Raw genomic sequence first — 12,204 nt, 5'->3', positions numbered from 1 at the left:
CTTTAAGGCCGTTGTGACGATTCTTACTTCGTAAGCATCATTCAATATAACCTATAAGTTGCGGAAAGCATCCGCCGCCTTCACCGGCTTCTTGATCTGACCATGCTCCGTCAGCCAATTAATAATGCTGTTCCAGGAATCCTCGGATTGGCTGGCAAAAGGCTCTTCCCCCGCATCCATGAGCGGCAGCAAAATCTGCAGGCTTTGCTTCTCGATATCCGCATCCAGCGGGAAGTCGGCGCTTTGCTTATCCAGCAGCAGCTTCAGCGCTTCATCCGGATGGCTTGCGGTATATTCCTGGCCTTTCGCCGCGGCCGCGAGGAACCGTTTGATCGCGTCGCCCTTGCTGCCGAGCTCTTTCTCGCTTGCCGTCAGCACCAGCTCGTAGTAATCCGGAACGCCGTAATCCGCCGGGTTAAACGAGATCAGCTTCTCGCCTTCCTTTTCGAGCAGCAGCTTCTCGTGATTGATATAACCGCCGATAATGCCATCGACGCGGTTTGTTGTCATCGCCGGAATCAGATCCCAGCCGATATCGACATAATTTAATTTCGACGGGTCGCCCCCATCCGCCTTCACCATGGTATTAACCATCGCTTCATCCAGAGGAAGGGAAGGATAACCGATTTTTTTGCCTTCGAGATCCTTAGGCGTTTTAATTCCCGTCTCCTCCGTCACAAACAGCTGATTCAGCGGATGGCGGACAATCGCCCCGACGGACACGACCGGGATATCCTCCGAGCGGGCAACGGCCACTTGCGTCTGGTAGCTAAGCGCCAGATCGGCTTTGCCCGTAGCGACCAGCTTCAGCGCGTCGTTCGTGTCGGCAGGCGTCTGGAGCTTGACCTTAAGCCCTTCTTCTTCAAAATACCCTTGTTCCTCCGCCGCATACAAAAACGTATGTACCGCATTCGGATACCAGTCCAGCAGCACCGTTAACTCTTCCGTCTTTTTCTCGGAATTGCTGCCGGCGCTGCCGTTCTTCTCCGAAGAGCACGCTGTCAGCAATAAGGCGAATACAAGGGCTAATGCTAATCCTGATTTGATAAATCGATTATGATTTCTGAACATAAGTATAATCTCTCCCTAAAAATAATTGCTTTTTTTATCTATCTGACTCCAGCCGTATTGGCGGTGGCCGTTCTTTCTTCGTAAGATGATCTAAACACGCCGGTGCCCAAGCACCAGTCTCTCCATGATTTGCGCGGCAACAAACAATGCAATGCCCATCAGCGACAACAGCAGCACGCCGGCGAACACGTCGTCGCCGCGAAGCATATTCGCTGCACGCTTCGTGTAGACGCCAAGCCCGGATTCTCCGCCCAGCCACTCGCCAAGCGTAGCCCCTCCGACGCTGATGGCGGCAGCCATCTTTAGTCCGGTGAAGAAGGACGGCAGCGCGGAAGGAATCTTCCATTTCAGAAACAGCTGCGCTTTCCCCGCTCCCATTGAACGGAGAAGCTCCCCGATCTCGCGGTCAGCCGTGCGGAAGCCATCCGCCGTATTGACGGCCACCGGGAAGAAGGTAAACAGAATAACAACCGAGATTTTGCTTCCGATCTCATAACCAAACCACATGACCATAATGGGCGACAAAGCGATAATCGGAATGGTCTGCGAAGCTACGATTAACGGATAAATCGTTTTGCGCGCAAGGCTGGAGCCGTCGATCCAGATCGCGGACAACACGCCAAACACGACCGAAAATACCAGGCCAAGCAGCGCCTCCCACAACGTCAGCGCAAAATGCTTGCTCAGCAGCGCTGCATGCCTTCCAAGCGCGGCAATAACATCCGACAGCCGCGGAATGATATACGCCGGAACATCAAATACGCGGGGCCCAAGCTCCCAGCATCCGGCCAGCAGTAGGATAAATAGGAGGATCGGAAGCTTATCCTTAAGCAGCTTCATCAGCCTGCGCCCCCTTCCGCGCCGGAGGCAATTCTGCCAAGCTGCTTTAGAAGCCGGCGCTTCAGGTCAACGAACCGTTCATCTAACGTAGTCTCGTAGGTTCGCGGCCTTGGTAAATCCACTACAAGCCGCTCAAGCTTCTTAATCGGTCTCGATGCGGCAACAAACACCTGGTCCGAGAGCAGCAGCGCCTCGTCGATATCATGCGTGATGAACAGGATCGTCTTCCGATGCTTCTCCCACACCTGCAGCAGCCATTGCTGCATGCCGATCCGGGTCATGGCGTCAAGCGCGCTGAACGGTTCGTCGAGAAGCATCAGCTCCCCGCCGGCAAGCAAGGAGCGGAGGAACGATACCCGCTGCCGCATGCCGCCCGACAGCTCATGCGGGTATTTCGCTTCCGTGCCTGCCAGCCCCAGCTCGGGCAGCATCTCAAGCACTCTTCGCCTCGCATCGCGCTTCGGCACGCCGTTAAGCTCCAGGCCGATAGCGGCGTTATCCTGCACCGTCCGCCAAGGCATCAGGCAGTCGCGCTGCGGCATATAGCCGATGGTGCCGCGCTGGCCGGGATCGATGCCAGCTGCCGCGATCGTGCCCGATTCAGGCTGGAGCAGACCGGCAAGCAGACGGAACAGGGTTGTTTTGCCCATGCCGCTTGCGGCTACGATGCTGACGAATTGCCCCTCGGGCACTTCCAGATCAAGACCGTCGAATAGCGGCTCCTCGCCTTCGAACCGGTAAGTCAGCCCTTGAACAGTCAAGCCCGCCGAACCCGGCAAGTCTTCTTCCCGAGCCCTCTCTAAGGTCACCCGTTGCCTGTTCACACCGGCCACTCTTCCTCTCGGTAGGCCATATCCCAGAACATATATTCAAGCTTGGAAGCCATGATGAAATGCCGCTCGAGCTTCGCCAGCTCCGGCTCCGGCAAAGCTTCGGCCAACCTATCCATGATGCCGATGCACCAATCGGTAAGCTCGCCAAACTCCTCGGAGCTGTACATCAGAATCCAATCCCGGTATAGCGGATGATCAAGCGCGCCGGGCGCTTCGGCGAACAGGACGCCGATCTCCCGGTAGCTCCACATGCAAGGCAATACGGCAGCCGCAACCTCCGCGAGGGAGCCGTGCGCGGCAACGTCAAGCAAAAATTTGGTATAAGCGATAGTGGTAGGCGACGGTTCCGTACTCTCCAGCTCTTCCTTGGTCACGCCGAATCGCTCGGCGTATTGCCGGTGCAGCGCCATCTCCACGTTCAGAATGGAATGGCACAGCTCGGAGAACTTCCCCATCGTATGGAGGTCGTTAGCCTTAATGCTGCCGTAAGCGAACATTTTGGCATAATCGATTAAGTAGACGTAGTCTTGCTTGAGGTAAAAGATAAACTTGGCGGGATCAAGCGTCCCAGCCTTCAGCTCCTCGAGGAAAGGATGACGGTGGCTCCGTTCCCAGACCCCCTTCGAGCTCTCGTACAATCTCCCGGTGAATTTGCCGGTCCTTATCGTTTTCGTTTGCATTGCTTTCTGCCACTCCTTTTCTTTAGTAACCTTCGGTAACTAACGAGGGGGCGCTAGAACAACAGAAAAAGCCATCCGCGAATACACGAATGGCTGTAATTCGATCGGTTCTCTACGCCAGCATTACCTGGTTCAGATTAACGGTCAGGCAAACAAGTAGCCTATCTCAGCCGGACTTTATCCAGCACCCGCACGCATTATGCAATTACACTCACTATAACGGATCTGTGAATGTTAGGCAATAACCTATTATTCTTCGCTATCCGGTTTATTTGCTCCGCCGGCTTCTTCCTTCTTGCCTGCTCCGGCCTTCGGCCCTTTGCTGAATACCCGCTTCGCGCTCTTCTTCTTGGCTGCCTTATCCCAACGGCTCCAGCCCTTCTTGCCGGTTCCTTGTCCGATGCCGCTCTTTTTTGCTTTCGTCAATCGATACCGCTCCCTTGTCCTCTAATACGGTGTATTGTATCAATAGCAGGGCGGTAATAGCAATGTTTAAGCTTCAGTCCCCGGTTCCATCCCGCAAACGCCATAAAAGAACAAGTGGAGAAATTCCTCGAAGAATTGCTCGCCGTTCCCGCTTTGCTGCGCCTCCTCCAGCAGCCTTTGGGATTGCGCCACAAACATGTTCACATAGGTCAGAATCATCTCCGTGGATACTTTATCCGAGATTTGCCCCTTTCGCTTGCACTCCTCGATAAAAGCATGCATAAGCGGCATTGCCCTCCGCTGCGTGACCTCATCGATATAAGCGGTAAACGCCGGATCGCCGCTCATCATCTGCTGGATGAATGCCGGCGTGAAGCGGCGGAAGGCTTCGGTATCGGCCTTAACCACATACTCCACGAACTGCTGAAACGTTGGACCGCTGCTCATAAACCTTTCGAAATCGTCGACATGCTCCGCGACGTAATGCTTGAAAGCTTCCCTTATCAGATCCTCCTTGCTGCCAAAATAGTTATAGATCGTCACCTGCGACACCCCTGCCTCGGCCGCAATGTCGGCAATGCGGATATGTTTAGGCTCGCAGGTCTGAAGCATGGCGAGGACGGCCGCCCTGATCTTCGCTTTAAGCTGCTCGGCTCTTTTTTCGAATCCGTTCATGTTACCCTCCGGCTCTAAAATAAATATGAAAGTAATGAAATTATAACATATAAATATTTCATAACCCATTGACTTCTCTTTTGACCGAGCCTATCATAATGATGAAATATAGGTCTATTAATATTTCATAATTTCTCGAAAGAAGGTGCGGTCAGCATGCTGGTCGTAGACGGTTTGACGAAGCTTTTTCCTGGCGGCAAAGGGATTTCCGATGTGTCCTTTACCGTGGAGCAAGGTGAGGTGTTCGGCTTTCTTGGCCCTAACGGCGCCGGAAAATCCACAACGATCCGCCATATCATGGGCTTTATGAAGCCGGACAACGGAAGCGCGTCGATTAAAGGACTGGACACTTGGAAGCAGCAAGGGATCGTGCAGAAGCTGGTCGGCTATTTGCCGGGGGAGATTGCTTTTATCGAAGGAATGACGGGCAAGGACTTTCTGGATTTTCTGGCCCGCATGCAGCGCGTGGACAGCGCGGCGCGACGCAAGGAACTGATCGAACGGCTTCAGTTCGACGTCTCCACCCCGATCCGCAAAATGTCCAAAGGGATGAAGCAGAAGGTCGGCATTGTCGCCGCTTTTATGCATAGACCGGAGCTGATTATTCTGGATGAGCCGACGTCCGGCCTTGATCCGTTGATGCAGCAGCTGTTTATTGAGCTTGTGCTGGAGGAGAAAGCCCGCGGTACCACCTTCCTTATGTCCTCCCACAGCTTCCCGGAGATTGAGCGGACCTGCGACCGCGCCGCGATTATAAAGGACGGCCGTTTGGTCGCCACCAATAACATTCACGAGCTGCAGTCGATGCAGCGAAAGCTGGTTGTCATCGTATTCGAGCATCCGGAGGATGCCGAGGCTTTCGTTAAGAGCGGCCGCGTACCGGTGGAGTCCCGCGACGGAAAACGGGTTACCGTGGCCGTTCAAGGCAATTATAACGAGCTGATTCATGAAGCCGCGAAATTCAAAGTGCGCAGCCTGGACATTACCGCGCAAAATCTCGAGGACGTCTTTATGCAGTACTATGACCGAAAGAACGATAAGGACGGAAAGGAGGCTGCCGCTTTATGAACCTTCCCCTGTTCAAGCAAATGATGAAGATTCATCTGAAGGGCATGAGCAATTACGCGTTTGGCTCTGCCTTTTATATCCTGCTGATGTTCTGGCTGTATCCCGGCATCGCGGACAATACCGGCGCGTTGAATGAACTGTTGAAATCGATGCCGGAAGGCATTGTAAATGCTTTTAATATCCAAGGCGGCTTTGGCAGCATGGAAGCTTTTATTTCCGGCGAATATTACGGTCTTATCCTTCCTCTTCTGCTGTCCATCTTCTGCATTATGCTGTCGACCGGTCTCATGGCCCGCTTGGTGGATCAAGGCTCGATGTCGTATCTGCTATCCACGCCAACTACCCGGAGGCAGGTTGCGGCAACCCAGGCAGGCGTGTTGTCCACGGGGCTCCTGATGATCATGCTGGTAACGACCTGTGCCGGTATGCTCGGTTATGTATGGTTCATCGGAGACAAATTTGCGTTTAACGGTGGGCGGTACATTGAGATGAACGTCGTTGCCTGGATGCTGTTTATTGCCGCAAGCGGCATTACCTTTCTGATCTCCTCGGTGACGAACGATGAGAAAAAGGCGCTTGGCACCTCCGGATTTATCGTTATCGGCATGTTCGCGCTTGATATGCTTGGCAAAATCAGCGACAGCGTGGAGTGGCTGAGGTACATTTCGATTTTCTCCCTGTACCGGCCAAGCGACATCGCTGCCGGCAGCGGCGATCCGCTGCTCTCCTCGCTGGTGCTGCTGGCGATTGGTCTCGCCTGCTACGCCGCAGGCGTTATCGGCTTCAGCCGGCGGGATTTGCCGCTGTAACGGCCGCAGCGTTCACCGTAAACGGCTGGGGAAAGTTGCCGCGTCCGGCCACCGGACACGGGGATGGCATAAGCGCTGGGATACCATCCAGCCTGCAGCACACAACCTGGAGCAGAGCACTCGCTTGCGTGCACATACTCAATTGCGCCGTTAAGGTCCCTAAAGGGCCTTAACGGCTTTCTTTTTGTCTTAGCAAGGAAGCTTAAGATCCCTTAGGGCCCTTAAATGTGCAAGCATTGGCATTTTTCTTGCCAATTCGGGCTTTCGTTAGTCCTTAAGGTCTCTGAGGGACCTTAAGGACTTCATATTTCACCTTGCGGAGCCAGATAAGATCCCTCAGGGACCTTATCCGGTTAAATCCGACATACTCTTAGGCCACCTCGTCCTCAACACCCACGTTTCTCGCCCAACCTAAGCCAATAAGACCCTCACGGGGTCTTATGATCACTACTATTATTCCGATTTCGTCCGATAAAACCCTGCCAGAGTTTTATCCCAACGCCGCACAAGAACGCATGACTAAAAAGCCATCCCTTGCCAAAGGCAGATGGGATGGCTTTTTTGCCCGTCTTACACGGCTTCCAGACTATCCAGAATCTCGCTTAAGCTAAGCTCGGCGCAAGCCATGGACGTATCGGCAGCTCCGTAATACATGCGGATGCGATCGCCGTCTACCAGCGCGCCGCAAGAGAAGACGACCCCGCCGAAGAAGCCGTTCCGTTCATAGTCGGCCTCCGGCTCCATAATCGGATTGCCGGAACGGGCGATAACCTTGGACGGGTCGTTCAAGTCGAGCAGCACCGCGCCCATGCAGTAACGGTTATCCTTGGTCGCGCCATGGTACAGCTCGAGCCAGCCTTTGTCCGTCTTGATTGGCACGGCGCCGCCGCCCAGGCGTCCGCTGTCCCACATGCCGTCGCGCAGTCCGATCAAATGGCGGTGATTGCCCCAGTAGAGCAGGTTGTCGGACTCGGCAATCCACATCTCCGGGCGCCCGCAGCTCTTCGTTGTTGGACGGTGCAGCGCGTAATACTTGCCGTTTACGCGCTCCGGGAAAATAAGCACGTCTTTGTTGTCCGGGCCAAAGATCATCCCATGATGAGTGACGTTCTCGAAATCCTTCGTCGACACGAGCGATTCCCCGATGCCAACCGGCGAAACCGCCGAGAAGTAAATATAGTAGGTATCCCCGATCTGCGTAATGCGGGGATCCTCGATCCCAAACGTCTCAAGCGACTGGGACGGATACACAAACGGATGATCGTCGATGGTAAAATGCCGTCCGTCTTTGCTCCGCGCAATGCGCAAGTAGGACAAGGAAGTCAGGTATTCAAAAGACGGAGCGTTCTCCTTCCGTACGATGACGCGAGGATCGGAAAAATCATAACGCGCGTCGTCCAAACGGATCGGGAAAAGGTCCAGATCGTTTCGTTCCACGTTATAGACCGGAGCCAGCACGACGTTCGGATCCGGGCTGATAGGCCGTTCCGCGACGCGGAGCAGCATAATGACTTCGCCGTTATATTCGGCAATACCGGCGTTGAACGCGCCGATAACTTCGAAATCGGGGCGGTGCGGCTTCACGTCCGCCGGCGTAACCAGCGGGTTCTGTTCATATCTGTAAATGTTCATAAGATGATTCCTTCTTTCGTTCATTGCTTGAACGGCCGCATTGGGCCGGGTAAATATTACAAACCGACAAAAGGATCGGCGATAACCAGAGTCTGAGCGTCGGCATCGCTGATGCCGGCATACAGCAAGGCGCTGCCGTCCTCCCGCCTCACAAGGCCGCCGCTGAAGACAACGTCCTGCAGGTCCGGCCTTTTGGACGGTCCGGGCAGGAATCGGCTGCGCTCGGCAATGATCGCCATACCGGTAAACGAAGCATCCCGCGGATCAAACACGAAGGCCATCGGATAATAGTGACGGTCTCCTGCTTCATCGAAGCAAGCGGTATGCCCGAGCACGCCCACGCGGCCGTCCTTCAGCAAATGGGCTTCGTTCGCGCCGCCCCATTCGCCTTCCGCAAATTGTCCTTCAAGCAGCGGCGCATCGTCGATAACCTTCTTCGTTAAGGCATCCAGCGAAGCAACCCGGGCGAAGCCGATCTTGCCGCGGCCGCCCTTCTCGCCTTGCGGGCGGGTGAAGACCCCAACGCTGCCGTCAGGAAGCTCGACAAGACGGATATCCTTCATTCCGTCAGGCCCTTTGAAGAAGGGCTTTAAATCGCGTATGCCGCTTCCGCGGTAGAACACCGTGCGCCACATCAGCGCGTCCTCCCGTTCCGGATGCGGATAGATCTCGACGCCTCCAAGCACCAGCTCCCCGCCAATACGGCAGTGAAACGGATCCTGCAGAGCCAATACGGGAGCATCCTCTACCGGAAGCCATTTGCCGTCTTGTTCCGTAAAGAAAATGACGTCGGAATGTTCGCTGTCCCGCGATTCCACGCGTCCCGGAATGATGTCGGCCCCATTCTCCCGGATTGGGGCCGCGATGTTGTACACGTCTTTGCCGCCTACGCCTTCAAAGGCGATACGCGACGGGTTGTCGGCCCGTGCACCGGAGGCGCGGTAAGCTTCGAGAAGCTCCGAGCAGCTTAGCGCGCTGCCGGCTTTTCGTTCGTGAACGGTCATGATTCGTTACCTCCAAGGAAGATTATTTCAGGCTGAACTGCATGCCCTCTTGGAATTTCTTGCTGAATATGAGGAACATCACAATAATCGGCAGCGTCAGGATCGTTGAAGCCGCGTACAGTGGGCCCGGATAAGATCCGTATGGCCCAAACATCTGGGACAATAATACGTTTAGCGTCAGCATGGAGTCGCTCTTCACCGCAATCATATCCCACAGCAGCTCCGTCCACCGCTCCATGAGCAGGAACAGGAAGATAACGGTCGTAATCGACTTCGACATCGGCAGCATGATCCGGAACATGATTTTCAAATCGGACGCCCCGTCCAGCTTAGCCGCTTCAATAAAGACGGTCGGCACGGCCTTGAAGAAGTTCGTGTACATAAAAATCGCCCATAAACTGACGGCCTTCGGAATGATAAGCCCCGGATACGTATCATACAAGCCCACGCGCTGAATGATCAGAAACGACGGCACGAGCAGAATGATAGCCGGGAAAAACATATGGAACAGAACAAAGTTGTTGATCGCGTTCCGGCCGAAGAAGTTCAGCTTCGACAATGCGTAAGCGACCATGATGCCGAAAAACATCATAAGCGCCGTAGAAGCGAGCGAAACAAAGATACTGTTAAAAAAGGCGTTTAACCAAGGCCGTGTAATACCGGTCTCGCCGCCATTAAAGAGCCACTCGTAAGACTTGATCGTGAATTTGGTCGGAAAGAGCTGCTTGTCGATCTGCGTCCAATCCGCGAAGGAGCTGAGTACCATATACAGATACGGATACACCATAATGAGCAGAAGCACGGCCGCGATTCCGTATCGAACAGCTTTTCTCGTACCGCTGTGCTTTTTAGACCCAACCATTGCGCTTCCCCCAAATCTCCAAAATTTTGCGGATAATGAAGATGGAAATAAACGTCGCCACCGAAGCCAGCAGCGCTACCGCGGATGCGTAGCCGACCTGCATGTTCTGGAACGCCTGCTTGAATATTTCCATCTGCCACGTGTTAGTCGCGTGCCCCGGTCCGCCTCCCGTCAATTGATACACCTCGGTGAAGATGCCGAAGGTAACGCCAAACGCCAGAATAAGCGTCGTATACAGCGACGGATAAAGCAGCGGAAGCGTAATGCGCCAGAACCGTTGGCTGTCCTTCACGCCGTCAATCGCGGCGGCTTCGTACACTTCCTTGTCGATGCTCTCAAGACCCGAAGTAATGATAAGCGCGTAATAGCCCGTGAATTTCCAGGCAAGAATCGCCCCTACCACGCAGAGCGCCGAAAACGGCGACCCCAGCCAGTTGATATCCAGCCCGATGCCTCGCAGAGAGACGTTTACGGGGCTCGTATAGGAAAGCAAGCCTTTTACGATCAGCGCGCTAACTACGCCCGAGCTCAGGTAAGGCAGGAAGAACCCGATAAGGAACAAGCTTTTGAACCGGTTCAATCCGTGCACGAGCACCGCCACACCAATCGCCAATACGGTAACGAGCGGAACAAAAATCATCATGAACTTGTACGTATTCCAAAAAGCCGCATGCACGCTCGAATCCTGCAAAGCGTCCATAAAATTGGCGAAGCCTACGAAATTGAAGGTCGGGGCAATCAGGTCCCAGTCCGTGATAGACAGGAAGAACGACCAGATCAGAGGCCCGAAAAAGAAGATCAAGGAATAGATGAGATAAGGGCTGGTAAATAACCAGCCCAGCTTGTTATTGCGTTGGTCCATGAGCAGGAGCCTCCCTTACTTCAGGGCTTTTTCCAAAGCGGACTTCATGGCCGCCCAGCCCTCCGTTGGGGCGATTTCGCCCTTGACGACTTTATTGAATGCCTGCTCGCCAATAATCGTCTGCAGGTCGTTGTATTTGGCATTATCCATCGGCGGCACGGCATTTGGCACGTTATCCGCATATGGCTTCAGCTGAGGCTTCTCGCCAAGGATCGCCTTGAACGATTCGTTTGTCGACAGGTCGTCGCGCGCCGGCGGCAGATTGGTCTGCTTGAACCACTTGGCATCGTTATTCGCGTCGCTATATACCCACTTGATGAAATCAAGCGCAGCCTGCTGCTGTTCTTTCGTTGCGGAAGCGTAGATAACAAGTCCTTTCGTATCGGCGAACGTTTTGCTTTGCGCAGGATCAACGTCGTCCGGTACAGGAGGCATGCTAAGCGCGTACGTTTCGTTAAACTTCAGGTTCGGATATTTTTCTGCCCAGGTTGTGAAGGTCCACGGCCCAACGTCGGTGAAGATGCCCGTTCCGTTCTCGAACGGATCCGTCACCTGACGGGAAAGAAGACCGTTCTCCTTGCGCAGGTTGTCTACAAAGGTAAGCACTTCGGTTCCGGCTTTCTCGTCCCCGGTGAATTGATTGCCTTCAATGAACTTGTTGCCGTTCGAAGCCGCGTCATACAGCATGTAGAAATCAAACCAGCGCTTCCAGGCCGTAGGATCGGCAAGATCCGGCTTCGCCCACAGGAACTTCTTATCCCCGTATTTCGCCTTCAGCTTCTTGGTCACCTCAAGCACTTGGCTGTATGTCTTCGGCGGCTCGTTATAGCCAAGCTCCTTCAGAACATCCAGGCGCCATCCGAACAGCATCGGGTTGGAGTAGATCGGCAGCACGTATTGATGGCCGTCCGCGAACTTCCATGGCTCGATCGTTTTGGTCATGTTGCGTCCTTGAATAATATCGTTGTAGCCTTCCAGCGTATCGAGCGGTACTAGCGCCTTACTGTTAGACAGCTGAGCAGCGAAGCCGCGGTTAATGTTTTCGGAGATCGTTGGCGCGCTCTTCGCCGCGATGGCGGATTGAATGCTGGCCTCGGACGTCGGCGATTCCTTAATGGCGCTGACATTGATCTTCACCTTGTCGTTTGTTGCCTCGTAAGCCTTGGCAAGCTCCTGCCAATAAGCTTGCTGGGTCGGGTTTGGAGCCGCCCAAAATTCGATAGTCGTAACCTTGCCTTCGCTCGACGAGCTGTTTCCCGTCTGATTCTGGCCGCCTTGGCCTGTCGAGCAGGCACTAAGCATTCCAAGCGCCACGATAGTGGTAAGCAGAACCGGTGCTTTTTTCTTCATGGAACAATGACCTCCCAAAAACATGATTTTATAATTACAAATTAATCCCGTCATGCTGCATCACATGACATAAAGTAACTGGAAGCGTTTAC

At 54.1% G+C, this 12,204-nt stretch carries 13 protein-coding genes; 2 read left to right on the top strand and 11 right to left on the bottom strand.

All coding sequences use genetic code 11. The annotated features are described in order from the left end of the window. Window positions 1-51: 51 nt before the first annotated feature. The 6 genes from FHT67_RS20340 to FHT67_RS20315 all read right to left on the bottom strand — a co-directional run bounded on the left by FHT67_RS20340 (window position 52) and on the right by FHT67_RS20315 (window position 4,525). On the bottom strand, window positions 52-1,071 hold the full coding sequence (locus FHT67_RS20340) for an ABC transporter substrate-binding protein (protein WP_167201065.1): 1,020 nt from the start codon (window positions 1,069-1,071) through the stop codon (window positions 52-54). A gap of 90 nt (window positions 1,072-1,161) precedes the next feature. Continuing rightward, window positions 1,162-1,911: an ABC transporter permease gene (locus FHT67_RS20335; RefSeq protein WP_132310919.1), complete on the bottom strand. Its 750-nt coding sequence runs from the start codon at window positions 1,909-1,911 to the stop codon at window positions 1,162-1,164. Then, window positions 1,911-2,735 carry an ATP-binding cassette domain-containing protein gene (locus FHT67_RS20330; RefSeq protein WP_167201063.1) on the bottom strand — a complete coding sequence of 275 codons (825 nt, stop codon included), beginning with the start codon at window positions 2,733-2,735 and terminating at the stop codon, window positions 1,911-1,913. The genes FHT67_RS20335 and FHT67_RS20330 overlap by 1 nt, the downstream gene beginning before the upstream one ends. Further along, complete coding sequence (gene tenA, locus FHT67_RS20325) at window positions 2,732-3,424, bottom strand: thiaminase II (RefSeq protein WP_167201062.1); 693 nt, start codon at window positions 3,422-3,424, stop codon at window positions 2,732-2,734. The genes FHT67_RS20330 and tenA overlap by 4 nt, the downstream gene beginning before the upstream one ends. 249 nt (window positions 3,425-3,673) lie before the next feature. Continuing rightward, window positions 3,674-3,850, bottom strand: coding sequence for a DUF3934 family protein (locus FHT67_RS20320; RefSeq protein WP_127499107.1), 177 nt, complete (start codon window positions 3,848-3,850; stop codon window positions 3,674-3,676). A 66-nt stretch (window positions 3,851-3,916) separates the two neighbouring features. Further along, a complete protein-coding gene (locus FHT67_RS20315; RefSeq protein ID WP_165930778.1) occupies window positions 3,917-4,525 on the bottom strand; it encodes a TetR/AcrR family transcriptional regulator in 609 nt (202 codons plus the stop codon). Window positions 4,526-4,681: 156 nt separating this feature from the next. On the opposite strand from FHT67_RS20315, the gene FHT67_RS20310 reads away from it, so the two are divergent. Together FHT67_RS20310 and FHT67_RS20305 are read left to right on the top strand one after the other, a co-directional pair. Next, entirely contained in the window at window positions 4,682-5,593 is a 912-nt protein-coding gene (locus FHT67_RS20310) for an ABC transporter ATP-binding protein (protein WP_167201060.1), read from the top strand. Next, window positions 5,590-6,402 (top strand): ABC transporter permease subunit, encoded by an 813-nt coding sequence (locus tag FHT67_RS20305; protein WP_167201058.1) that lies wholly within the window; start codon window positions 5,590-5,592, stop codon window positions 6,400-6,402. Before FHT67_RS20310 ends, FHT67_RS20305 begins: the two co-directional genes overlap by 4 nt. A gap of 570 nt (window positions 6,403-6,972) precedes the next feature. Here FHT67_RS20305 and FHT67_RS20300 read toward each other — a convergent pair. From FHT67_RS20300 to FHT67_RS20280, 5 genes are read right to left on the bottom strand one after another with little or no spacing between them, the layout of a single operon-like run. Beyond that, window positions 6,973-8,034: a BtaManbiosPhlase gene (locus tag FHT67_RS20300; protein ID WP_132313482.1), complete on the bottom strand. Its 1,062-nt coding sequence runs from the start codon at window positions 8,032-8,034 to the stop codon at window positions 6,973-6,975. Window positions 8,035-8,090: 56 nt separating this feature from the next. Then, complete coding sequence (locus tag FHT67_RS20295) at window positions 8,091-9,038, bottom strand: MTP-1 family protein (protein ID WP_167201056.1); 948 nt, start codon at window positions 9,036-9,038, stop codon at window positions 8,091-8,093. Between the two features lie 22 nt (window positions 9,039-9,060). After that, the gene (locus FHT67_RS20290) at window positions 9,061-9,900 is read right to left on the bottom strand and encodes a carbohydrate ABC transporter permease (RefSeq protein ID WP_132313486.1); all 840 of its coding nucleotides are present in this window, start codon (window positions 9,898-9,900) and stop codon (window positions 9,061-9,063) included. Beyond that, window positions 9,887-10,762 carry a carbohydrate ABC transporter permease gene (locus FHT67_RS20285; RefSeq protein ID WP_132313488.1) on the bottom strand — a complete coding sequence of 292 codons (876 nt, stop codon included), beginning with the start codon at window positions 10,760-10,762 and terminating at the stop codon, window positions 9,887-9,889. The genes FHT67_RS20290 and FHT67_RS20285 overlap by 14 nt, the downstream gene beginning before the upstream one ends. Before the next feature lie 15 nt (window positions 10,763-10,777). Continuing rightward, window positions 10,778-12,112 (bottom strand): ABC transporter substrate-binding protein, encoded by a 1,335-nt coding sequence (locus FHT67_RS20280; RefSeq protein ID WP_167201054.1) that lies wholly within the window; start codon window positions 12,110-12,112, stop codon window positions 10,778-10,780. Window positions 12,113-12,204: the final 92 nt, after the last annotated feature.

This window comes from Paenibacillus sp. BK720, assembly GCF_011761545.1.
In the GTDB taxonomy this organism is placed as follows: Bacteria; Bacillota; Bacilli; order Paenibacillales; family Paenibacillaceae; genus Pristimantibacillus.
The sequence above is the reverse complement of the archived record's forward strand: the minus strand, read 5'-3'. Positions and strand labels throughout refer to the sequence as shown.

Coding starts and splice junctions, on each gene's coding strand:
- FHT67_RS20340 (WP_167201065.1), bottom strand. CDS start 1,071: ATGTTCAGAAATCATAATCGATTTATCAAATCAGGATTAGCATTAGCC.
- FHT67_RS20335 (WP_132310919.1), bottom strand. CDS start 1,911: ATGAAGCTGCTTAAGGATAAGCTTCCGATCCTCCTATTTATCCTACTG.
- tenA (WP_167201062.1), bottom strand. CDS start 3,424: ATGCAAACGAAAACGATAAGGACCGGCAAATTCACCGGGAGATTGTAC.
- FHT67_RS20315 (WP_165930778.1), bottom strand. CDS start 4,525: ATGAACGGATTCGAAAAAAGAGCCGAGCAGCTTAAAGCGAAGATCAGG.
- FHT67_RS20310 (WP_167201060.1), top strand. CDS start 4,682: ATGCTGGTCGTAGACGGTTTGACGAAGCTTTTTCCTGGCGGCAAAGGG.
- FHT67_RS20305 (WP_167201058.1), top strand. CDS start 5,590: ATGAACCTTCCCCTGTTCAAGCAAATGATGAAGATTCATCTGAAGGGC.
- FHT67_RS20300 (WP_132313482.1), bottom strand. CDS start 8,034: ATGAACATTTACAGATATGAACAGAACCCGCTGGTTACGCCGGCGGAC.
- FHT67_RS20295 (WP_167201056.1), bottom strand. CDS start 9,038: ATGACCGTTCACGAACGAAAAGCCGGCAGCGCGCTAAGCTGCTCGGAG.
- FHT67_RS20290 (WP_132313486.1), bottom strand. CDS start 9,900: ATGGTTGGGTCTAAAAAGCACAGCGGTACGAGAAAAGCTGTTCGATAC.
- FHT67_RS20285 (WP_132313488.1), bottom strand. CDS start 10,762: ATGGACCAACGCAATAACAAGCTGGGCTGGTTATTTACCAGCCCTTAT.
- FHT67_RS20280 (WP_167201054.1), bottom strand. CDS start 12,112: ATGAAGAAAAAAGCACCGGTTCTGCTTACCACTATCGTGGCGCTTGGA.